The sequence below is a fragment of the Paracoccus gahaiensis genome, assembly GCF_005048225.1.
GTDB classification, from domain to species: Bacteria; Pseudomonadota; Alphaproteobacteria; order Rhodobacterales; family Rhodobacteraceae; genus Paracoccus; species Paracoccus gahaiensis.
In genome coordinates this window covers 31,446-53,651 of the sequence record NZ_SUNI01000015.1, presented here as the reverse complement: position 1 = coordinate 53,651, position 22,206 = coordinate 31,446, and the positions used below count along the sequence as shown (strand labels likewise).

The following is a 22,206-nucleotide window of genomic DNA, read 5'->3' as shown; positions in this document are numbered from 1 at the left end:
TGCCAGGCAAATGAAATCTTGCATCATTCAATTATGTTGGTTGGGAACGCTTCTTTGTAGCGATTGTGCCAAACGGTGCCTCGTTCGATCGTGTCAGCATGTGACCGTTGAAGGCACATGAGGTATGCGTTCAGGTCACTGAAATATCTATCATATTCATCTTTCAGCGAGATCCCGTAATCGGCTAGGGCTCGTTCATTGACGATAGGATCTTCCGGGAACAGACACAGATGTAAGGCTTGAGGCGTGGCTGGTAGAGCGCCAGGTCCTATCATCTGCGACAAAGCCAAAATCGCGACGGCGCCGATCATTCGCTCAGCTCCTTGGCGGGAGAAAGCGCCCGTAGGAGGGTGGGCCAACTGACCCCAAAGGCCTTAGCCGCCTGAGCTTGCGTCACTTGCGTGGACGTTAACCATGCTTGAGCCTGGGTAATGTGGGCAGGCGCCAAGAGGCGCCGGCGTCCTATGATGCGGCCACTGGCGCGGGCAGCTTCCAGTCCGGCCCGTGTCCGTTCCGCGATCAGGTCACGCCCGAACTGTGCGATCAGGGCGAAGACATGAAACATCATCCGCCCTTGCGGCGTCGTGGTGTCGATCTGTCCGTTCAAAGACCGCAGGCAAACCTTCCGTTCGGAAAGCCTGTTGGCAACTGTGATCAGCTCTTTGACGCTTTGCGCCAGCCTATCAAGCCGCCTGACGACAAGGGTGTCATCGCCCGACAGGTTAGCTAGCAGGCGTTGCAACCGAGGCCGGGCGTTTTCGTCCGCGCCGCTTTCGGCCTCTGAGGCAATACAGTCGCATCCTGCCGCGTTCAGAGCATCGTGTTGCAGCCGATGCTCCTGACCGCTGGTCGATGCCATGGGATAGCCTACTGCCGCCATCGCATGCTTTCCCAAAGTTGCAAAAGCCAGCCCGTAATGGACATGTCGCAAAAGTCGCCTTTGCGACGGCCTTTGCAGCACGTTTGACACTGTTGCGCCAACGATCCAGACCGTGTGAAAACACGAACCGGATTCCCAGCACTGAGCGGCCATGGTATTTTTGGGCATGGCACATATTTCAGGCGGTGATCGGTCCCAACTCCTGCTTTTGCCGGACTCTGTGGACGACTATGTGGGGCCGGACAATGTTGTCCGGTTTATCGATGCTTTCGTTGACGGGCTCGATCTGAGGGCAGCTGGCTTTGGGCGGGTCCAGGCGAAAAGTACCGGTCGACCGGGATATGATCCGGCCGATCTCTTGAAGCTCTACATTTACGGATACCTGAACCGGGTGCGGTCCAGCCGCCGATTGGAGGTAGAGACGCATCGCAATCTTGAAGTCATCTGGCTGCTCCGCCGCCTGACCCCCGACTTCAAGACAATCGCAGACTTCCGACGCGACAACAGAACGGCGTTTCGCCAGGTGTTCCGGGAGTTCGTGCTGCTGTGTCGTGAACTCGACTTGTTCGGACGAGAGTTGATCGCAGTCGACGGCACCCGGATCAAGGCCGTGAACAGCCGGGAGCGGAATTTCACCAAGGCCAAGCTGGCCAAAGCGATAGCGGAAAGCGATGAGCGCTTGGCGCGGTATCTCAAGCAGCTCGATGAGGCCGACAAGGACGGTGAGGACGCGCCAGAGAGGGGCACCGTCGAGAGGCTGCAGGAAAAGATCGCAGCGCTCCGCAAGCGGCGTGAACGGCTTGATGATCATGGCAAAGCCCTTGCAGACAGCGGCGCGGACCAGATCTCGCTGACCGACCCGGACGCACGCGCGATGCACTCCAACAGTCGCGTCGGGGTCGGTTATAACGTCCAGATTGCGGTCGATACCAAGCACAAACTGATTGCGGAGCAGCAGGTCCACAACAAGGTCAGCGACCTGGGCCTGCTGACCGAGACGGCCAAGGCTGCGCGTGAGACCCTCGATGTTGCGCAGATCGATGCCGTGGCCGACCGGGGCTACTTCAAGATCGAAGATATCGAGGCCTGCGAAACGGCAGGCATCGTCCCTTACGTTCCCAAACCGCAGCGCGGATCTGCCGTTGCCAAGGGATTTTTTCCCAAGGACCAGTTCCGTTATGACGCCGAGGCAGACATCTACACATGCCCGGGCGGCGCGGCTTTGCGCCATGTGCACAGCCGCCCGGTTCGTGGCGAGATCCGCGTGTTCGATTATGCCAATGCCGCTGCCTGCAAGTCCTGCGCACTCAAGACACGTTGCACCACCGCGGCCTACCGCAAGGTTGCGCGCTATGAGAACGAGGCCGTGCTGGACCGGATGGCGAAACGGCTTGCCGCGCGGCCCGGGGTGCTCGATGAGCGGCGCGAGAGCGTCGAGCACCCGTTCGGCTCCGTGAAGCAATGGATGGGCCAGGGTGCATTCCTGATGCGCAGGCTGGAGAACGTGCGCGCTGAGTTCAGCCTGACGGCCATCGCCTACAATTTGCGTCGAGCGATCAGCCTTGTCGGCATTCCGGCGTTGATTGCGGCTGTCAGGCTGTAAAGGCTCCCCATTTTCTTAAGTGTCAGCCCATATTTGCCTTCAGAGATCCCCACAGGACCCCAAAACCCACGATTAAGCGTTTGATCCGGATCCTCTAAAGGAAAATCTCCGATCCAGCCGAAACCCCTGCACACCATCAGACTTCCCCAAGTTTTCACACGGTCTGGATCGTTTTTGAACACTTTGAAAAAGGGGCAGGGGAGGCAGGCATTCGTTGATCCGCGTTGCAGCTATGGAACGGCTGCATGTGACTGTGTTTTGCCCGCCTAAGAAAGCTGTATGACCTTTTGGTCCGACAAAAGGTCAAAATGACGTTTTTGCTTGACACTCACGAGCTGCCATCGGGATCGGCGATTGCGGTTGCCGCAATCACCACATCTCTTCGGAAAGCGGTTTCACAGCTTAGAACAGCATCGACGCGAAAAGCCTCTGACTGCTGGTCATGCGGGACCTAGCTTCGTCTGGATGACACAGGCCATGTCGTTTGGCTTGTCGGGCGTTCTTGCACCAATCGGCGCCGCCATATTGGTTTACGGCATGGTCATTGCGCTCGCCATCCGCGGCCGAGGCTCGCGCTAGGAATTGATATCTGCATTGGCGCTTGGCTTGCGTCGCTCAAACAGCCGCTCGCGCGAACCGGTTAGATGCACATGCATCAGCGCCTGTGCGCCGGTGCCATCACCCGCACGGATCGCTTCGAACAGGCAGCGGTGTTCCTCCAGCACCCGTTCCAGCCCTTGCGCCTCGCGCTTAACCGAGGCGCCGTGAAAGCGCATCCCGGCGGCGATATGGTCCTGCAACGCCTCCATCGCGGTTGCGAAATACGTGTTTTCACTGGCGCGCGCGATGGCCAGATGAAACTGGAAGTCAGCATCCTCACGGTGGGTGGCACGATTGGTCGCATCGCGCATCTTGTCCAGCGCGACGGCGATCTCAGCCAATGATGCTGCATCATGCCGCTCGGCGGCACATTGCGCCGCTGCCGGTTCCAGGGTCAGCCGAAACTCGTAGCAGCTGAGCAGGTCGGCTACATTTTCCAGCGCTCCGAATCCGAGCGGGCGGCGCAATCCCGCAGAACGCACAAAACTGCCCGCCCCCTGGCGCGAATAGATCAGGCCGCGTTCGCGCAACCGGCGGAGTGCGTCACGGATTACGGGGCGCGATACCTCGAACTCGGCGGCCAGATCATACTCGGTCGGCAGTTTTTCATCCGGGCGATAGGAGCCCGACTTGATCGCCCGCTCCATCCGGTCGAACACGATCTCCGCAAGGGAACGGCGCGCAGTTTTTTCCGGGACTGACATCAGGACTCTCCGACGAACTTGGCAAGTAGTGTGACAAGGGTCCGGGTATCGCCAAACCCACCCGACTTGGCAATCACCGTGAAGCCTCCGGCCTGTGCAACTGGAAGGCCGGGCAGGCATTCCCCGATCAGGGTCAGCCGGTCCACACCCAGCCTCGCCAGCATGGCCTGCGCCGTGGCGCCGCCGGTTAGCACCAGCACCGGACGTTCCGCAGTCAGGGCCGGATGCGCACCGTGCGCCAGCCGATCCGCGACCTCATCGCCCGACGCCGGGACACCGCCGGGCCGCGCCACGACCAGCACCGGGCCGGGGGCATCGTCGGGCAGGGGAGGCAGATGCCCCGAGGGCGCCTCAATGACATGCGCTGCGCCCTGCCGTGCCACGGCGGCCACCTGGTCCAGCGTGATTGGATCGCGCGATCCGACAAGAATCAGGACCGGCCCTCGAGGGGGTTGCCATGGCAGAGGCGCAACGTCGTCGGTCATACGCGCGGCGAGAGCTTCGGCGAGCGCACGCGCACCGACGGGCAAGGTCGTGTCGGGCAACGCGTCCGCTGCGCGGCGCATGTCTTGGGTAGTCAGCGTGTCGGGGATTTCAGCACGGTGCGCCAAGGGCCCAAGGATGTCTGCGATTGAGATCGGAATTTCCACACCGAAGCCCGTAACGTGACCACTCTGTGTCACTCGGCCAAATTCCGGGATGGCAGGGGCGACCAGCACCGGCCCGGACCAGAGCGCATCCAATTCGACCGCAACATGACCCTTCAACCGGGAATCAACTTTCTTGAACAGGAGTACTCCGACTGGCAGGCGCGACAGAACTTGTGCGACGGCATCGCGCGCCGCGTTCTGGGTGCCGTCCCGGGAGTTGGTGCTGACGGCCAGGATATCCGCGCCAGACGTTGGGTCCAGCGCCGCCGGATGCGTTGCAACATGCACGGACAGGCCGCGCGTCGCGAAGGGTGCGGCCGCATCTAGGGCACCGGTCAGGTCGTCAGCGATGATACACAGCCGGGGGCGGCCCATCACAGCGACGAACCACCGCAAACGATGATCTGTTGACCGGTGATACTGCGGGCACCGTCCGTCAGGAGGAAGGCAACGGTCGCGGCAATTTCTTCCGGCGTCACCAGACGTCCCATTGGTGGCAACTTGGGTTGCACGCCTGCGCGCCCCGGATCGCGCAGCATCGGCGTGTCGGTGGCTGCGGGGGCGACCACATTGACGCAGATCCGGCGCGATGCCAACTCAGCCGCCCAGGATCGCGCCATGCCGACCATCGCAGCCTTGCTGGCTGCATATTGTGACTTGCCCGCGGATCCCGCAGCGGTGCGGCTGCCGATCAGCACGACACGCCCGCCATCGATCATACTGCCAACCAGCCCATTTATGATCTGTTCGGCGGCTACGACGTGCAACTGCCACATCGTCCGACCATTCTCGGAGTCCAGTTGCCCCAGATGGCCCACGCGCAACACACCGGCGGCATGGATGATCGCATCCACCGGCCCGACACAGGCCAGCGCCGCGCTTAACGCGTCAACATCCATAAGATCGGCGGGCAGGTGGCGCAGGCCCGGATGGGCGATCTCAGGCGCCCGCCTGCTGATCCCGGTCACCTGCCATCCCCCCTCCAGCAGTGTCTGTGCGATGGACAGGCCAATACCCGAACTGACCCCTGAGACGAATGCGTGTCTGCCCTGATTCATGATTCTCATATCCTCCGATGTTCAGATGTCAGCCACGAAGGCGCGTTGGAACGCCTCGCGCATATGCGCGACACCCCCGGTCACCAGTCCGCCGTCGGCTGCGATTTCGGCCCCCGTGACGAAAGACGCGCGCTCGGAGGCCAGAAACAGCACGATCTGGGCGATTTCCGCAGCGGTCGCCTCGCGGCCAAGGGGGATGGCGTGGCGGTTTGCCTCGAGATGCCCCGCAGGGGCTGCAGCGGTCAGCGGCGTGGCGATGGTCGCCGGATGAACGGAATTTACGCGGATGCCACGCGGGGCCATGTCCAATGCCGCCGATTTCGTCAGCCCGCGCACCGCCCATTTGCTGGCCGTATACGAAGGATCGGAATGCGCAATCAGACCCGCCGTGGAGGAAATGTTCACGATTGATCCGGAGGCAGATCGTTCCAGCAGCGCACGGCAATCGCGCATGCCTAGGAATACCCCCGCGACGTTGACAGCAAAGGCGCGGTTCCACTCGTCTAGTGTGGTCGCATCCAGCGTCTTACGGATGATAATACCGGCATTGTTGACCAGAATGTCCAGCTGTTCGACCTGATCGGCCACGCTTTCTACCAGCCCGCGCCATGATCTTTCGTTCGAAACATCCAAATGATGATAGTAGACCTGACACCCTCCGGCTGTCAGCGCCTTGCAAAGTGCAGTGCCGTCCGCGTCTAAAACGTCAGCCACGAAGACCCGCGCGCCGCCCAGGGCCAACCCGCCGACGATCTGCGCGCCAAGCCCGCGCGCCCCGCCGGTGACGATGGCGGTCTTTCCGTGAAAATCCTGCGACTGCTCTGTCATATCCAAGTCCCGGACGGTTGTCCTTTGTTAGAAAAAAGGTGTCTCATGCCCCTGACCTTCGCAGAGAGAGAAGCATGACCCAGCCTTTCCTTGACACAGCCCGCTTGCTTGCGACCGCGCGCAAGGCGCATCGCCCTATCGTCTCGGGCAGCATCGTGACGGTGCCCACCGATTTCGATCAGGCGTATGCGCTGCAGAACGCGATGATTACCCACGACGGAGGTGCAGGCGGATGGAAGGTGCTGGCTGGGGGTGCAGACGTGCCGCAGACCTCGCCCCTGCCGCGCGACCGGTTTTACGCCGATGGCGCGCGCATTGCCTGCCCCTTGGCCTATCTGGCCGAGGCCGAGGTGGCGGTCGAGCTGTCCGCAGACCTGCCGGCCCGTGACACCCCGTGGCCGCCGGCCGAGATCGCCGCACGCATCCGCAATGTCCGTCCCGCAATCGAGCTGTGCAGCTCTGCCCTGTCGGACCGCGATCAGGCCGTGCCAATGCTGAGGCTGGGTGACACACAGAACAACGCTGCCGTCATCACGGGCGCTGCGGTGGCGGTGGAGGGTCTGCCCGACCTGTCCGCGCTGGTCATCGGGCTGCAGGTGGACGACCGGCAGGATAGCGTGGCCACCGGCGCCAGCTGGGACCAGATCCTGACGACGCTGGCCTGGCTGGCGGGTCACGCGGCGGCGCGGGGCCTGCCCCTGACGGCAGGCGACATCGTGATCACCGGTGCGCGGATCAAGCTGCCCATGACGGGCGATGCGCGCCGCGTCTCCGCCGATCTGGGGCCCCTTGGCACGGTGAGTGTCAATCTGGGCTGACACTGCGTGACTCATGCCCCGGCCAAGGCCAGCCGCGCTTCGCGCCGCTGCGTCTGCACGTCGGGGTCGGGATCCAGCCCCGCCGCCAGCAGCGCCTGCGTATAGGGCTGCTGGGGCGCGTCGAAGACCTGCTGAACGGTCCCCAACTCGACCACGCGGCCCTTTTGCATGACCATGACGTGATCTGCGAAATCTCGCACCACCGGCAAGTCATGTGCGATGAAGATGAAGGCAATGCCCATGGTCTTGCGCAGATCGTCCAGCAGGGCGATCACCTGCGCCTGCACCGAGACGTCCAACGCCGATACGGCCTCGTCGCAGACGATCAGCTTGGGCTCCAGCGCCAGTGCGCGGGCGATGGCGATGCGCTGACGCTGTCCGCCCGAGAATTGGTGCGGATAGCGATTGGCCATGTCGGGGCGCAGGCCCACCTGTTGCAGCAGTTGCGCCACGCGCGCCTTCCACTGGGCACGGGGCAGGATGTCGGGGTGGATCGCCCAAGCCTCTGAGATCAGCTGATAGACGCTCATCCGCGGGTTCAGCGATTGGGTCGGGTCCTGGAAGACCATCTGCAGGTCGCGGCGGATCTTGAACAGCTCGGACGGGGGCATGGTGAACAGATCGCGTCCTTTCCACAGCGCGGTGCCGCTGTTGGCCTCGTCCAGGCGCAGCAGGATGCGCGCCAGCGTCGATTTACCCGACCCGCTCTCGCCCACCACGGCAAGTGTCTGCCCCGCCATCAGATCGAAGCTGACCCCGTCCAGCGCCCGAAAACCCGCATAATCCTTGACCACGTCGCGGACCTGCAGCACGGGTTCCGCTTCCGCGCCCGGCTGGTGCATCCGCCCCTTGCCGGGGGCTGCACCAATCAGTTTGCGAGTATAGGGGTGGGTGGCGTTGTGATAAACCTCGCGGGTGATGCCCGCCTCGACGATCTCGCCCGCGTTCATCACCACCACGCGGTCGGCGATCTCGGCCACGACGCCCAAGTCATGAGTGATGATGAGCACGCCCATGCCGGTTTCCTGCTGCAATTCGTGCAGCAGGGACAGCACCTCGGCCTGCACGGTTACGTCCAGCGCGGTAGTGGGTTCGTCCGCAATCAAGAGGTCTGGCTTCATCGCCAGAGCCATGGCGATCATCAGGCGCTGGCGCTGGCCACCTGAAAACTCGTGCGGATACTTGCGCAGCGCACCTTCGGGGTTGGGGATGCCCACGCGCGTCACCAGCCTCAGCGCTTCGGAATTGGCCTTGGCGCGCGGGGTGCCGTGGACAATCATCGTTTCCGCGATCTGCCAGCCCACGTCATAGACTGGATTCAGGTGGCTCAGTGGGTCTTGGAAGATCATCGCGATCTGGCTGCCGTTGATGTCGCGGCGCGCCTCGTCGGACAGGTGCAGCAGGTCGCGCCCGCCGAACAGCACCTGACCCGAGGTGATGCGCCCCGGCGGCATGTCGATCAGGTTCATGATCGCTGAAGCCGAGACGGACTTGCCCGATCCGCTTTCGCCCAGGATGGCCAGCGTCTCCCCGCGGTCCAGATGAAAGCTGACATCGCGCACCGCGTGGACGGTGCCCGCCGCCGTGTGGAATTCGACGGAGAGGTTGCGGATCTCCAGCAGGTGGTCGGTCATGATCTGCGGCCTTTCATTTCCAGACGCCAGCGCTGCGTGGGGTCCAGCGCGATGCGCAGCCAGTTCGACAGTAGGTTCAGCGACAAGGTGGTCAGGATGATCGCAAGGCCCGGCCAGAAGGACAGCCACCATGCGGTCGTCAGATATTGGCGGCCCTGAGAGATCATCAGGCCCCAGGTGATGTCGGGCGGCTGGATGCCGATACCCAGAAAGGACAGCGCGCTTTCGGCCAGCATGACGAAGGCGAAATCCAGCGTGGCGATGGTCATCAGCGTCGGGAACACCACCGGCAGGATGTGGCGCATGGCGATGCGCCAGCGCGAAGCGCCCATAACCTGCGCGGCCTGCACGAACATGCGCTCGCGGATCTCCAGCACCTCGGCGCGAGTGGTGCGCAGATAAACGGGGATGCGGGTGATCGCCAGCACGATGATCAGATTCACCACCGACGGCCCCAGCACATAGAGCACGATCACCGCCAGCAGCAGTGACGGAAACGACATGATCACGTCGGCCATACGCAGGATCACCTGACTGGTGCGTGGCCCCGAATAGCCCGCCAGCAACCCCAGCAGCGTGCCGGTGAGGGCCGAGAACACCACAGCACCTGCGGCCACCATGATGGTGTTCTGGGCTGCGACGACGATGCGCGACAGCAGCGGCCGGCCAAGCGCGTCGGCGCCCAGGATCATCAGCCAGCCCTGATCCAAATCAAAGGGCGGCGCGTTGCGGCCTCGCAGGTTCTGCCGCTGCGCAGATGCGTCCAGCAGCATCGGCCCCAAGATCGCCATCAGCACGACGATGGTCAGGAAGATCACTGCTGCAAGCGCGAACTTGTCGGCCATCAGCATCCTCCGGAACCGGGTCAGGGTGCCCGGTTCGGCCGGAATGATGTCGGGGTCATGGGTCATGGCGCGTCCTCAATACCGAATGCGCGGATCAAGCAGCGCATAGGTCAGATCAATCAGAAGATTCATGATGAAGATCGCCAGTGCGGTGATCATGATGGTGGCCAGCACGACGTTGAAATCGCGTTGAAGGACGCTGTCGATCATCAGTTTGCCGACGCCGGGAAAGCCAAAGATGGTCTCGACGATGACGGCGCCGTTCAGCAGCGCCGCCGCCTGATCGCCGATGACTGTGATGACCGGCAGCATTGCGTTGCGCAGCGCATGGACGAAGATGATCGCCCGCGACTTGACGCCCTTGGCTCGCGCTGTCTTGACATAGCCCGAGGACAGGGCCGAGATCATCGATCCGCGCACCACCTGCACGATCAGCCCGAAGGGGCGTATGAACAGCACCCCGACCGGCAGAATCCAATGCCAGACGGTCCCGGTGCCCGATGTCGGCAGCCAGCCCAGCCCCACCGCAAAGACTACGATCGCCACGATCGCCACCCAGAAATCCGGGGCCGACGCCCCGATCAGCGAAGTCAAGGACGCGATGCGATCAAAGATGCCGCCCACCCGAAAGGCCGCCAGCGATCCCACGACGATCGCCGCCCCGGTGACCAGCGCCATCGTGATGGCCGCCAGTTGCAGCGTCCACAGGAAGGCGGGCAGGACTACGTCGATCGCCGGCTGCGCTCGGCGCAGGGAAACACCGAAATCAAGCCGGACGATGTCGCCCAAGTAATTCCAAAACTGCACCAGCAGCGGGTCGTTCAGCCCGTTCAGCTCGCGGAATTGCTGGCGCATTTCCTCCGGGGCTTCGATGGGCAGGAAAAGATCCGTCGGATCGCCGGTCAGGCGCGACAGAAAAAACACGATCACTACGAGGCCGATCAGCGAGATCAGGCTGGCGAAGGCGCGCTTGCGGATGAAACTGGACATGCCTGGCTCCGGTCAGGAAAGGGCCGGACGACGGATCGCCCGGCCGGGGGGTCACTTGAACCCGATCTCGCCCAGGGGCAGCATCGAGGTTGTGGCGATGGTCGGCCGCCAGTCGATCTGCGGGGCGACCCGTGCATATCCCACCGTGTGAAACAGTGGAACATCGGCATACAGCTCGTCATGCAGATAGGCCTGCAGTTCCGACCACAGCCGCGCGCGATCGTCATCGGTCGCCGCCGACGCATCCTCAATAAGCTGGTCGACCTTGGGGTCGTCAGTGCCCGATTGTGGCCCTTCCGAAGCGTATTTGAAGAACATCGTGAAGGACGGATCGCCCTTCGAATTGTCGTGCATCGCAGTGAACAGCACCGAACCCATTTCGGTGGGGAATGGCTTCTTAAAGATCCGCTGGTATTCGGCCACCTCGAGGAAGCGCAGGTCCACGGTCAGTCCGACCTCTTGCAACATCTGCTGCAGGGCCTCCATCACCTCAACGATGTTCGGGAAATTGGCGGTCCGGGCCAGCAGCGTCATCTGGGTATCCACGGCCACGCCATCGGCGCGTGCATCTTCCAGCAGGGCGATGGCGCCCTCGGGATCATAGGGGGTGACCGCGACATCGGGGTTCCACCCGAGGGTCGAAGGTGGGAACAGCGAGGTGGCCAGCAGAGCATCCTGCGGCAGCAGCGTGCCGATGAATGCCTCGCGGTCGATTGCCATATTCATCGCTTGGCGCACCCGCACGTCGTTGGTAGGCGCGACGGCGTCATCCAGCAGAATATAGATCGTTTCGCTGTCTAGGTAGCTGAAGTCGGTCTCGGGGTTGGTGGCGTCCAGCACGGCGATGGAGGGCGCGATATCGGCCTCTCCGGTCTGGATCATGGCGGCGCGGACGGCGGGATCGGACCGGAACAGCCAGGTCGCGCTGGTCACTGCAGGCGCATCGCCCCAGTAATCGTCGCGCGCGCTCAGCACGATCTGCTGGCCCGGCGTCCAGTCCGACAGGACATATGGCCCGGTACCCACGGGTTCGCGCGTGAATTCGATGGGCGTCTCGGACGGCACGATCGCCATCAGCGACAGCAGCAGCGGCATGATCGGCTGTGCCGGATCGGCGGTGAAATCGATGGTGTGGTCATCGACGACCGTTGCCTGAACCTCCATGCCTCCGAAATAGCGCTTGGCCTCGCAGACGATCTGATCGCTCATCATACGGTCGAAGGAATGCTTGACGTCTGCCGCATCAAAGGCAGACCCGTCCGAGAACGTGACTCCCTGGCGCAGATTGAAGCGCCACGATCCGTCGTCGTTCTGGGTCCAGCTTTCGGCCAGCTTGGGCGTCAGCTCCGACTCTCCGCGCACGTCGAGATAGGTCAGCGTTTCGCTGATATTCTGCAAAAGCACAGCACCGATAGTCGATTGCGTCGCCATGCACGGCTCCAGCAGATCCACCTCTTCGGCAACGACGATCCGCAGATCGCGGTCGGCATCCTGCGCCAAGGCGGGGACCGCCGCGCAGGCCGCGAAAGCGGCGCCCATCATCAAGCCAGTAAGTCGCATCAGGTATCCTCCCTAGTGTTGTTGGCACGTCCAGCGCCCGCGACATGTCCGCCGCAGCTCGACTGCCGTCGGCTCAGATCGCCGCCCCTCCCATACCCCCATTCACGAGTGACGGGGGTTGCCCCAGATTGGTTGAATGACCCATTACTTGTCAACTTAATTTTAGAATTTGGTGAAATGCCTAAAGATTATCCGAATAACACACTGTTAAAACAAGGTTTTCGTGCAACCAACCGGGGAAATCATCCATAGCTATATTTAAAATAACTTGACAACTGCTGTGACGACGGGCTTGTTTCTCCAGAACCGAAGGGGGGGAGAACCGATGAACCCAACAGAGATTGCGCACCGCATGGACGGCCGCCTGACTGCCGCCGCGCCGGGCCGGGACGAGGCGTTCCTGCCCTCGCCCAAGATCCAGAACCATGCCTCGTTCCTTTACGTCCTGCCGGGGGACGACCTGATCTGCGCGTGGTTCGGCGGCACGCTGGAGGGCAAGTCGGACATTTCCATCCATGCCTCGATCCTGCCACGCGGGGCGGACAGCTGGGGTCCGGCGCAGACCCTGTCGGACGATCCGGTCCATTCCGAACAGAACCCGGTGATCTTTGCCGCGCCCGATGGCGTGCTCTGGCTGTTCCACACCTCGCAGCCCTCGGGCAATCAGGACGAATGCCGCATCCGCATGGCGCGGCTGCTGCGCGACCCGGCGGACCCCACGCAGATCTCGTCGGATCAGGGGCGCTATCTGGACCTGCCGCGCGGCTGCTTCGTGCGCGGCAATGTCACGCTGCGGGACGATGAGGCTTGGCTGCTGCCGATCTTTGTCTGCACCTCGCGGCCTGGGCAGAAATGGAACGGCAGCCACGATCACGCGGCGGTCGGCATCTCGACCGATCAGGGCGAAACGTGGCGGCTGGAGCCGGTCGAGGGCACGCTTGGCTGCGTGCATATGGGGCCGGTCTTGCTGGGAAATGGGCGGATGGCGGCATTTTATCGTCGCCGACAGGCCGATCATGTCCACCGTTCCGATAGCGAAGATGGCGGGAGCAGCTGGTCGGTGGCGCAGGCCACGGATGTGCCGAACAACAATTCCTCGGTCGCGGCGATTCGGCTGCAGGACGGGCGGATCGCGATGATCTGCAACCCAGTCAATGCGCAGATGTCGTCCGCCCGCCGCGCGTCACTGTATGACGAGTTGGGGGAGGATGACGACCGCCCCAATGCCGACCCCGCCGGGGGTTGCATGCCCATCTGGGGCGTGCCGCGCGCGCCCGTTGTGGTGGCGATTTCCGATGACGAGGGGCAGACCTTCCCCACGCGCCTGATGATCGAGGATGGGCCGGGCACCTGTCTGTCGAACGATTCGACCGACGGGCGGAATATGGAAATGTCCTATCCCTGGATCGTGCAGGACGCCGACGGCACCCTCCACCTTAGCTATACCTATCACCGCCGGGCGATCAGGCATGTGCGCCTGTCCCCCGCGGCCTTCGCAGCACTGGAAACGGCATGAGCGACATCATTGGCATCACCATGGGCGACCCCTGCGGCGTCGGCCCCGAAATCTGCATCAAAGCGCTGGCTGACATGTCGCCAATAAACCGTGCGCGCACCCGCATCTACGGCAACATGGCCACCTTGCAGGCCGCACGGGCGGCAGTGGGCGTCGAGGTCGAACTGGACGGGCACGTGGTCGATCTGGCCCTGGAGGGCGCGCCGCTGCCGTGGGGACAACTGTCGCCGGTTGCGGGCGATGCGGCGTTCCGCTTCATCGAAAAGGCCGTGCGCGACGCGCAGGCCGGCTCGATTGCCTGCATCGTGACGGCGCCGATCAACAAGGAGGCGCTGAATCTGGCCGGGCATCATTACGACGGCCACACGGGTATGCTGCGCAGCCTGACCGGGGCGGATCACGCCTACATGCTGCTGGCATCAGAGCGGCTGAAGGTCATCCACGTCTCGACCCACGTTTCGCTCAAGGACGCGATCGCGCGCGCTACGCCAGAACGGGTGCTGGCCACGATCCGGGCGGGGCACGCGCATCTACGGCGCATCGGCATCGACGCGCCGCGCATCGCCGTGGCCGGCATCAACCCCCATTGCGGCGAGAACGGCCTCTTCGGGACCGAGGATGACGACCACATCGCTCCCGCCGTCTCCGCCGCCCGCGCCGAGGGCATCGATGTGCAAGGGCCGATCTCGGCCGATACGGTGTTTCACCGCGCCTATTCCGGCGGCTTCGATCTCGTCGTCGCACAATATCACGATCAGGGCCATATACCGATCAAACTGGTGGCCTTCGACACGGCAGTAAACGTGTCGGTGGAACTGCCCATCGACCGGACTTCGGTCGATCACGGAACGGCCTTCGACATCGCGGGGCAGGGATTGGCCAATCACGGCAACATGAATGCGGCCATCGCCTATGCGCGCAAGCTGGTCGCGGGGGGACGGACATGAGCTTTTCCATCGAGGGCGTCTATTGCGCCTCGGCCACGCCATTGAAAGCGGACGGAACTCCGGATCTGGCGTTGTTTGGTGCCCATACAAAGGCACTGATCGACGAGGGCTGTCACGGTATCGCCATGCTGGGCTCCACCGGAGAGGCAAACAGCTTTTCCGCTCGCGAGCGCATGGCCCTGCTGGATGCGGCTATCGAAGGCGGCACCCTGCCCAGCCAACTAATGCCTGGCACCTCGTCCTGCGCAGTCACCGAAGCGGTCGAGATGACGACCCACGCCGTGCAGGCAGGCGTCAAGGCCGTCGTCCTGCTACCGCCCTTCTACTATACTGCGTTCACGGACCAGAGCCTGTTCCGGTTCTATGCCTCAATCATCGAAAAGGTTGCCGATGACCGGCTGAAGGTGGTGCTGTATCACATCCCCGCCCTGACCAGCGTGCCGATCAGCCACGAGTTGATTGCTATGCTGACCGACGCATTCCCCGACACAGTCGTGGGGATCAAGGACAGCGACGGCAAGATCGAGAACATGCACGCCATCTCGGCGCGCTTTCCCGGCTTTGCGGTGCTGGCGGGCGCCGATCCGCTGCTGCTGCCGGTGTTGCAGGGGGGCGGGGCGGGCTGCATCACCGCCACGTCCAATCTGGTCGCGCGCGAATTGCGCACCGTCTTCGACCATTGGCAAGACCCCACCCGCGCGGCCGAGGTGAGCGCGGCGCAGGATGTCATCGTCGCGTGGCGCACTCTGACTAATAGCTATGTCCAGCTGCCGACCGTCAAGGCGATGATCGCTAAGCGGCGGGGCGACGACGGCTGGTTAAATATCCATCCGCCCTTCACGGCTCTGAACGACGCTGAGCGCGCAGAGGTCTGGGCCGAAATGGACCGGCTGCACGCTAGGGCAGGTGCGGCATGACGCCCGCCCGCATCATTACACTGCATCAGCCTGCACGGCTTGAGATCGGGGCAGGCTCTGCTGCCCGGGTCGGGGAATGGGCCGGGGATGCGGAGCGCGTTCTGGTCATCGCCTCGCCCATCACCGCCGGGTTCGTGGATCAACTGAGCCTGCGCGGTGCCATCGCGATCTTTGACGACATTCCGGGCGAACCTGACACCGGCACGTTGGACGCCGCGCTGGCGGCGGCGCGGGCGGCGCGGCCTGAGTTGGTCGTGGGCCTGGGCGGCGGGTCGGTGCTGGACGTGGCTAAGCTGGTCGCGGCGATGTGGGACGGTACTCAGACGCTGGCCGAGGTGGCCGGACCGAACCGTGTCGCACGCCGCCGGACACGGCTGGTGCAGGTTGCGACGACGGCCGGCACCGGTTCCGAGGCGGGCATCCGAGCGCTGATCACCGATCCAGTCGCCAAGACCAAGATCGCCGTGGAAAGCCCGCATCTGATCGCCGATCTGGCGGTACTGGACCCGGTCCTGACCTATTCCGTCCCGCCCGCCGTCACCGCCGCAACCGGCGTCGATGCCATGGCCCATTGCGTCGAGGCATTCACCAACAAAAACGCCCATCCGGTCATCGACGGCTTCGCACGCATGGGGATCGACCTTGTGGGGCGCTATCTGGCCCGCGCTGTGCGCGACGGCTCTGACACCGAGGCGCGCGAGGGGATGATGCTAGCTTCGTTCTATGGCGGGATCTGCCTGGGCCCGGTGAACACGGCGGCGGGACACGCTTTGGCCTATCCCCTGGGCACGCGGCTGAACCTGCCGCATGGGCTGGCGAATGCGATCATCTTTCCGCATGTACTGGCCTTCAACCTCAGCGCCGTCCCCTCAAAGACCGCCGAGGTCGCCGCAGCGCTTGGCTTCAAGGCACAGTCTGAAGAAGAGGGCCTTCTAAATGAAGCACGTACCTTCTGCAGGTCTCTTGGTATTCAGATGTCGCTGTCCAAACATGGTGCAAACCAAGATCAGTTGGCTCAGTTCGCCAGTGATGCTTATGCAATCCGACGGCTGATGGACAACAACCCGCGCGACATGAGCGTGGACGAAGTCCAGGAAATTTTCCAAGCGGCGTTGTGACTTGTTGGCACGCACTGTTGAATACAGTCCTTGTCAACCGATGAAAGGACTTCGCAGCAGCGCGTCAGCCAAGCAATGTGAGGTTTAGCCGCCGGTTACGGTTCATCTAGGAATAGAGACCGACTTGTCAGGTTGCCCTAGCGGTAACGATGTAGACGTCGCGCCGGTTGGGTTATTGCTCAATGCGGAACGAGCTTGGCTACGAAGGCTATTAAGAGCGAGCCCTGAAGACGCGCTTTGTGCGCGGTAGGCCAACACGAACTTCCGATGGCCGCGACATGGGTCGGCACACCTCTCATCCTTTGCGGAGGCTGTTACTTAGCCTTCTCCCGAAACTGATAGCCGATGCAATGAAGGTCAGGCACAGGTTGTTGGTGTGACCGACCGTCAGACTGCCATAACGGCTCAGTTTTAGCGGGACTGCATACGGGAGGCCGAATCCGGGCATCACGACACGCCTGGATGCTGGATGAATTGCCGGGACTGATCGTGGTCAGCTTGGTCGCATCTCCACTCGCCGGCCAATCATTGTTGATTTGGATGGCCGCTGGAGTGGCGCTTGGCGCTGCCGTTATGACAAACCATGTTATCGCGACCATGGCCGTTGGTGTAGCGGCCTTCGCAGGGCTGGCGTGGCTGGGCGTGTAGCTGAATGACTGGAAAAGGCTCCCTGTTGCATCGGAAGCTGCTCCGGTGATCGCAGTAGTGGCCGCAATCGTGATCCGAAGGACAGCCGCGTCTCCGCTCCACTCAAGCGCGCCTAATTGGACCTCTTGCTGCGTTTAAGGTGGGACACGCAAGGCTGGTTGTCGTTGAGCCTGCCGCCAACTGTGCTAAAATCAGGCCTGAGACCAAGCGTTAGCCGAAAAATCGACATCTATCGATGCGAGGTTTTCATGGCCACCACCTGCGTGATTCTCGCCCCCACCCCCTCCCCGAAAACCCAGCATCTAAGTAGCGTGTGTACAAGCAGCGGGATTTAAGATAGCGGGATAGATATAGTTCCGGTGGGGGCGAAAACCCGGCATCGCGAGATGCGTTTGCTGCATTGAGCGCTGCCTCTGACCTGCGTAGATCCAAAGGTCAGGAGGCCCAAGATGGCAAAGAAAACAACACCACCTAAACCTACGAAACCCCAGCCCGCCGCGAAGGCGACCGCGAAACGTGTAATGTCCTCGGGCGCAAAGATCTTCGGAGCGAAGGTCTGGGACCACGGCTACACGGCGATCCCAAATATCCTAGTTCGCAGTCAAGCAGCGCTCGGGATCAATACGACGCAGTTCAACATCATCGTGCAACTCCTAAGCTACTATATCAATCCCGACCGCCCGCCCTTTCCATCAAAGGAGGAGTTGGCGCAACGGATGGGCATCACGACTGACACCCTCCGCATTAACATCAAGAAACTCGAAGACCGTGGTCTGATTAGGCGGGAGCAGCAGCTGACATCCTTCGGGGATTGGAGTTCGAACACCTACCACCTTGACGGCCTGATCGCGAAGCTGAAGAGACTGCAGCCGAAATTTGAGAAAGAGCGCGAGGAGAGGAGAGCGCTCAAATCTGTTGTCGAGGCACCCAAGCGCACACGAGCGCGGACGGGGGTTATTAATGGCACGGCTTAACAAAAAGATCCTGTGCTTCATCGACGAATGCGGAACGGCAGGACAGCCGAACTTCGCCTTGGGGTGTGTCATGCTATGGGCACGGGATGCAGGCAGGGCAGACAAGTCGCTTAGCGACCTTCTGGAGCCGAACGTGAATGAACTGCACGCAGCAGGACTCCAGCATGAGTATCTGCAGAGCCTGCTGGCGCGCTTTGCGCAGACGGAGACACCAAATGGAATGGTGATGCTGAACCGTTTGGGCACGTCGACTGTCGGGACGGCGCCGCAGATCTATGCGAACGACGTCGTCGAAGCTGTCAAGATTGCCGCAAAGCAGTTCAGAGACGAAAACAATATCCGCGACCGGAACATCGGAAACGTGGAGCTCATTCTGGACCGGAACGAACAGAACACCCATCCAGACTTCATGTCGGCAATCGCGACAGCCCAGAAGCGGGACGGTCGATTTCGTGCCGTGACGCATGCCACGCAGATCGACTCGGCTGCGTCTAGGATGCTTCAGCTAGCCGATGTCGTTGCATATGCGCGCATGTGGATTCGCCGAGGCGAGGAGAACGCGGAGGGACTGCGGCAGAATTACAAGATCCGTATAGTCTGAATACACAAAAAGCTGCCCCATAGGAGCAGCTTTTTGTGTGCGGCTGGCAACCGTCCTCGTTGAAGGCCCGGGTCACCGCTGCGCTCGCCCTGCACGCGGCATGACGGGTCACAAGGAGATATATAGAGTTCATTACTAAGTATGTCAACGTAGGTTTGCTTCGTGTCTAGAAGCGATCTCTAGCCTGCTCGACATACCATACCCTCTTAGAACCTTCATAGGCGCAGTGCGAAGTTCCGGCGCGGCCAATTCCCATATAGCCTAAGCCCATAGCCGCTGGTCGAACCGGCTGAAGAGCAGAAATGCACCACGTAGGACGTAGCAAGCGGGGGTGTCGATCGCTTTTTAGGGTTTAATACTGGCGGTAGCCGCGGAGGTCATATGAATACCAGGAATGCTGTTTCCGAGCTGTGCGAGTTGGTCATCCGCGTGGAACCTTCGGCCGCGCGCGAATGTGAGCTGGACTGCATCGTTGAGTTGCGGCTCGCCTCCGGAGATGTAGATCTGGGTGACGAGACCTGCGAAATCTCGATATCGAAGTTGACGCTGTCCCTCGCCCTTGAAGGAGCGACGCCCGTGCCCGGAAGCCGCTTCGGCGAGCCCCGCAGACAGCCGACCTCCGAGATGGACAGGGTGGTCACCCAGGGAAATGATGTAGCGACAGCTTTCAAAGCGTCAGCAAAGGCAAATCTTGACATAACCGGTCCAACGCTTGGAAGCTCTGCCTCAGGCCAGGTGGAGGCGTCGGTGCGGCGGGAAACCGTCCTGACCACACATGACCGCCTCGTGCACCACCGAGTAAAGGCGATGCCGAACCTCCGTTGGGAAGTCAGAGAAGCAGACGACAGCCAGCTTGACGGGACCTACTTGGAAAGTGACAGCTTAGTGCGGTTTACTCGCACGGAGCGAGCAAATCGAACAGCTGTGCTGGCGCGTGCGACTGTGAAGCAGAGGGATGTCACAATAGGCAACGTCGTGAGGGACCCCATTTCCTGGAGGTATTTCAAAAGGTTCAGCACGACACAGCGCCGGCTGTTAGACATTTTCATCGCGAAATCGATAGATTCTGCGCTTCGGGGATCCGGCAAATACGTTGGCGAAATCACGTTGTCTTCCGCGAATATTGAGTTACCAGATGAGGAGTGAGGCAAGTCTTCAGGAGCTCTTGGATCCCGGAGATATTGAAGCGGCCTTCGAAGGCGTCGCCGTGACATCTGGGCAATTCTCGGAAGTTTGCGTCGCGCTGTGCCTAGACCCCGCGCGGGACTTTCGCTTCAGCAACCTTCGAGATACTGACTTTTCGAGGGCCGATTTGCGCGGGTTCGACTTTCGCGGCGCAGACCTGCGAGGCGGCTACGGTGCCGACGTCATCTTCGACGGCAGCACCAATTTCGATGGAGCCGACCTCCAAGGATCATGCTTTGCGACCTACTACCGAGAGCTTTTGCTTTTCAGAGAAAACCCGATGGCCGTCCGCATGTATCGAACACTGCTCGAAGGCGATCCCTTCGAAATCTCCGGCTGGTTGCATGAACGCTATAGAAATCGGCCCGAGAGGCACTCGATCCTGAAAAAGGCCGACCAAGAGACTGCGGCAATCCTTTGCCAGAAGCTGCTCGCCGACGACATTGACCTGACCAAGCGCACCGACCTGTTCTACTTCCTTAGAAGCATCACCGGTTCCCGCACCGAACTCCACGAGTTGATGCTGAGCATTTTCGCGCGGCAAAGTGAAAATACGTCGCTGATCGAGAAATTCACGACGATCGCATCCAGCCTTCACGCGGATGATCCGGATGTTAGAGCCTTCATCGTCCAGCTATGCACAGCGAAATCTCCGCGTGTCCGCCTGTCTGCCTTCAAGGCCAGCGCAAATACCGGCATTTTCATGCAGAATTTTGAGAGCATGAAAGGACTGTTCCTGCGCCCGGAGAACTCGGGCCTTCGAAAGCAATTGATCCTTGAAGCCGCCATTGGCCTGGGACGGCATCACGTGGCTGCCGTCAATCGAGCGGCGCTGCTGGATGACGTGGAGGGCGAAGATGTCCTAGATCTGTCCGAGCTTTTCGAGGACGCAGCGGGGGCGCAGATTTCCGCGGCTATCATGCACCGCCTTGATGCGATCGAGGCGCGGCTGAACCCGGACGCGTCCTCGAAAAAGAAGATTTCGACTAAATCTACGCTAGTAAGCACCGCGATCATCAACGAAAGACAGGCAGAGGTCCTTTGTTCAGCGCCTGTGCTTCGCACAATCTTCGCCCGAGACGATCCTGCCCGGTCGATGGCCGCCAAGGCACGGCTTGCTGCCCGCCGGGAACGCGAGCAAAAAAAAGCAGGGCAGCTCGCTCGGAGCACTTGGAGCATGAGGCGCTCCAGCGGAAATTAGATGGCCAACCCGCTCCATTGCCTAGGTAGCTGATGAAGCCTGTAATGGCTCTACACGTCGCTGCACGCCCACAGCATTGGCGGTGGCTACGTATCGGCTGGTTAAGGATAATTCTGATCCGGGAAGACAGCTTTGCATGCGGTCGAGTCGAACGAACGTCTGCGCCACATACCTGCAATGATGCGGTGCTCGGGAAGGGTAGAGATGTTAGGCCGAGGGGATGTTCGTCGATCTACAAAAGCGAGCAAATGATAGATTTTCGCGTCTCAGTGTAGAACCCACCCCGCTAACAGGGAAGAGCGGAATAAGCTTTGTTATGTAGCAATAAGGCCAACTTGGGGCTATTTTTGGCACTGGCAATCGCAACTGGAATGGGGCGGTCCGCCGCGGTGGGGTTAGCTTCAAGTGCTTCGGATCCCGATAAAGCGAGAAACGCGCCTACGAAGGGCTTTGCCACGGGCGATTTTACCGATACGCTGGACGCCGCCAGCTAAGAAATCGCGGTGTCCGTGGATGAGCTATGAGCTCATCTTCAAGGTCGCATATTTTTGAAGGCTGATGTGGCTGTGGGCTCGGGATTATCCTGCAGTTCCTTGGCACGACGAGCTTCGCGCAGCCTCAGGGTTTTTTCCTCGCGCGTGACCTTGAGCGCATCGAGTTCTTCAAAAGCCCGTCCTCTGGAAGTTAGCGGCAATTGTGTCTTAGCGAAAGCAATCTCCGCCTGTTGACGCTGCCTGCTGTATGACTCAGTCATGATGCCTCGCTAGGAGCTCGTTAGGCGAGCGGGAAGAGAAAAACCAGGCAATCTGCCTAGCAGATGCCCACGCGCACGCAGTTGAAGCTACTGTCACGCTGGTCGATGTGCAGGCATTATTGCATTATCACATTGATGCCGTTGCATAGTAGCTTGGCGTATAGGCGCACCAGCC

21 protein-coding genes are annotated in these 22,206 nt (G+C 61.4%); 10 read left to right on the top strand and 11 right to left on the bottom strand.

Annotated features, from left to right (window positions below):
• Positions 1–23: 23 nt before the first annotated feature.
• On the bottom strand, positions 24–311 hold the full coding sequence (locus FA743_RS14490; RefSeq protein WP_136886814.1) for a hypothetical protein: 288 nt from the start codon (positions 309–311) through the stop codon (positions 24–26).
• Positions 308–1,048: a recombinase family protein gene (locus FA743_RS14485; protein WP_246054975.1), complete on the bottom strand. Its 741-nt coding sequence runs from the start codon at positions 1,046–1,048 to the stop codon at positions 308–310. Before FA743_RS14485 ends, FA743_RS14490 begins: the two co-directional genes overlap by 4 nt.
• On the opposite strand from FA743_RS14485, the gene FA743_RS14480 reads away from it, so the two are divergent.
• On the top strand, positions 1,047–2,483 hold the full coding sequence (locus FA743_RS14480; protein ID WP_136886813.1) for an IS1182 family transposase: 1,437 nt from the start codon (positions 1,047–1,049) through the stop codon (positions 2,481–2,483). The two genes, FA743_RS14485 and FA743_RS14480, sit on opposite strands and share 2 nt — an antisense overlap.
• 575 nt (positions 2,484–3,058) lie before the next feature.
• Here the strand turns inward: FA743_RS14480 and FA743_RS14475 are convergent.
• Genes FA743_RS14475 through FA743_RS14460 form a run of 4 tightly spaced genes read right to left on the bottom strand, consistent with a single transcriptional unit; the run spans position 3,059 to position 6,323 of the window.
• Complete coding sequence (locus FA743_RS14475) at positions 3,059–3,787, bottom strand: FadR/GntR family transcriptional regulator (RefSeq protein WP_136886812.1); 729 nt, start codon at positions 3,785–3,787, stop codon at positions 3,059–3,061.
• Positions 3,787–4,833, bottom strand: a complete 1,047-nt coding sequence (locus FA743_RS14470) for a four-carbon acid sugar kinase family protein (protein WP_169308897.1) — start codon at positions 4,831–4,833, stop codon at positions 3,787–3,789. The genes FA743_RS14475 and FA743_RS14470 overlap by 1 nt, the downstream gene beginning before the upstream one ends.
• Positions 4,812–5,495: an SDR family NAD(P)-dependent oxidoreductase gene (locus FA743_RS14465; RefSeq protein WP_136886810.1), complete on the bottom strand. Its 684-nt coding sequence runs from the start codon at positions 5,493–5,495 to the stop codon at positions 4,812–4,814. The genes FA743_RS14470 and FA743_RS14465 overlap by 22 nt, the downstream gene beginning before the upstream one ends.
• A 21-nt stretch (positions 5,496–5,516) precedes the next feature.
• A complete protein-coding gene (locus FA743_RS14460; RefSeq protein ID WP_136886864.1) occupies positions 5,517–6,323 on the bottom strand; it encodes an SDR family NAD(P)-dependent oxidoreductase in 807 nt (268 codons plus the stop codon).
• A gap of 74 nt (positions 6,324–6,397) precedes the next feature.
• Here FA743_RS14460 and FA743_RS14455 point away from each other — a divergent pair, with 74 nt between their 5' ends.
• Positions 6,398–7,141, top strand: coding sequence for a fumarylacetoacetate hydrolase family protein (locus FA743_RS14455; RefSeq protein ID WP_136886809.1), 744 nt, complete (start codon positions 6,398–6,400; stop codon positions 7,139–7,141).
• Positions 7,142–7,152: 11 nt separating this feature from the next.
• Here FA743_RS14455 and FA743_RS14450 read toward each other — a convergent pair whose 3' ends face one another.
• The 4 genes from FA743_RS14450 to FA743_RS14435 are packed head-to-tail and all read right to left on the bottom strand — an operon-like array spanning position 7,153 to position 12,170.
• Positions 7,153–8,775: an ABC transporter ATP-binding protein gene (locus FA743_RS14450; protein ID WP_136886808.1), complete on the bottom strand. Its 1,623-nt coding sequence runs from the start codon at positions 8,773–8,775 to the stop codon at positions 7,153–7,155.
• Entirely contained in the window at positions 8,772–9,686 is a 915-nt protein-coding gene (locus FA743_RS14445; protein WP_136886807.1) for an ABC transporter permease, read from the bottom strand. The genes FA743_RS14450 and FA743_RS14445 overlap by 4 nt, the downstream gene beginning before the upstream one ends.
• 9 nt (positions 9,687–9,695) lie before the next feature.
• Positions 9,696–10,610 (bottom strand): ABC transporter permease, encoded by a 915-nt coding sequence (locus FA743_RS14440; RefSeq protein WP_136886806.1) that lies wholly within the window; start codon positions 10,608–10,610, stop codon positions 9,696–9,698.
• 51 nt (positions 10,611–10,661) lie between these two features.
• Positions 10,662–12,170: an ABC transporter substrate-binding protein gene (locus FA743_RS14435; protein ID WP_136886805.1), complete on the bottom strand. Its 1,509-nt coding sequence runs from the start codon at positions 12,168–12,170 to the stop codon at positions 10,662–10,664.
• 325 nt (positions 12,171–12,495) lie between these two features.
• Here FA743_RS14435 and FA743_RS14430 point away from each other — a divergent pair, with 325 nt between their 5' ends.
• The 8 genes from FA743_RS14430 to FA743_RS14390 all read left to right on the top strand — a co-directional run bounded on the left by FA743_RS14430 (position 12,496) and on the right by FA743_RS14390 (position 21,277).
• Positions 12,496–13,686, top strand: coding sequence for a sialidase family protein (locus FA743_RS14430; RefSeq protein ID WP_136886804.1), 1,191 nt, complete (start codon positions 12,496–12,498; stop codon positions 13,684–13,686).
• Entirely contained in the window at positions 13,683–14,633 is a 951-nt protein-coding gene (gene pdxA / locus FA743_RS14425) for a 4-hydroxythreonine-4-phosphate dehydrogenase PdxA (RefSeq protein WP_136886803.1), read from the top strand. The genes FA743_RS14430 and pdxA overlap by 4 nt, the downstream gene beginning before the upstream one ends.
• A complete protein-coding gene (locus FA743_RS14420) occupies positions 14,630–15,550 on the top strand; it encodes a dihydrodipicolinate synthase family protein (RefSeq protein ID WP_136886802.1) in 921 nt (306 codons plus the stop codon). Before pdxA ends, FA743_RS14420 begins: the two co-directional genes overlap by 4 nt.
• Positions 15,547–16,668, top strand: coding sequence for an iron-containing alcohol dehydrogenase (locus FA743_RS14415; protein WP_136886801.1), 1,122 nt, complete (start codon positions 15,547–15,549; stop codon positions 16,666–16,668). The genes FA743_RS14420 and FA743_RS14415 overlap by 4 nt, the downstream gene beginning before the upstream one ends.
• A gap of 1,097 nt (positions 16,669–17,765) precedes the next feature.
• The gene (locus FA743_RS14405) at positions 17,766–18,290 is read left to right on the top strand and encodes a helix-turn-helix domain-containing protein (RefSeq protein ID WP_136886800.1); all 525 of its coding nucleotides are present in this window, start codon (positions 17,766–17,768) and stop codon (positions 18,288–18,290) included.
• Positions 18,277–18,891: a DUF3800 domain-containing protein gene (locus tag FA743_RS14400; RefSeq protein WP_136886799.1), complete on the top strand. Its 615-nt coding sequence runs from the start codon at positions 18,277–18,279 to the stop codon at positions 18,889–18,891. The genes FA743_RS14405 and FA743_RS14400 overlap by 14 nt, the downstream gene beginning before the upstream one ends.
• Positions 18,892–19,272: 381 nt before the next feature.
• Entirely contained in the window at positions 19,273–20,037 is a 765-nt protein-coding gene (locus tag FA743_RS14395) for a hypothetical protein (RefSeq protein WP_136886798.1), read from the top strand.
• Positions 20,038–20,056: 19 nt separating this feature from the next.
• Positions 20,057–21,277 (top strand): pentapeptide repeat-containing protein, encoded by a 1,221-nt coding sequence (locus FA743_RS14390; RefSeq protein ID WP_169308896.1) that lies wholly within the window; start codon positions 20,057–20,059, stop codon positions 21,275–21,277.
• 532 nt (positions 21,278–21,809) lie between these two features.
• Here FA743_RS14390 and FA743_RS14385 read toward each other — a convergent pair.
• Positions 21,810–22,031 carry a hypothetical protein gene (locus FA743_RS14385; RefSeq protein ID WP_136886796.1) on the bottom strand — a complete coding sequence of 74 codons (222 nt, stop codon included), beginning with the start codon at positions 22,029–22,031 and terminating at the stop codon, positions 21,810–21,812.
• Between the last annotated feature and the right edge of the window lie 175 nt (positions 22,032–22,206).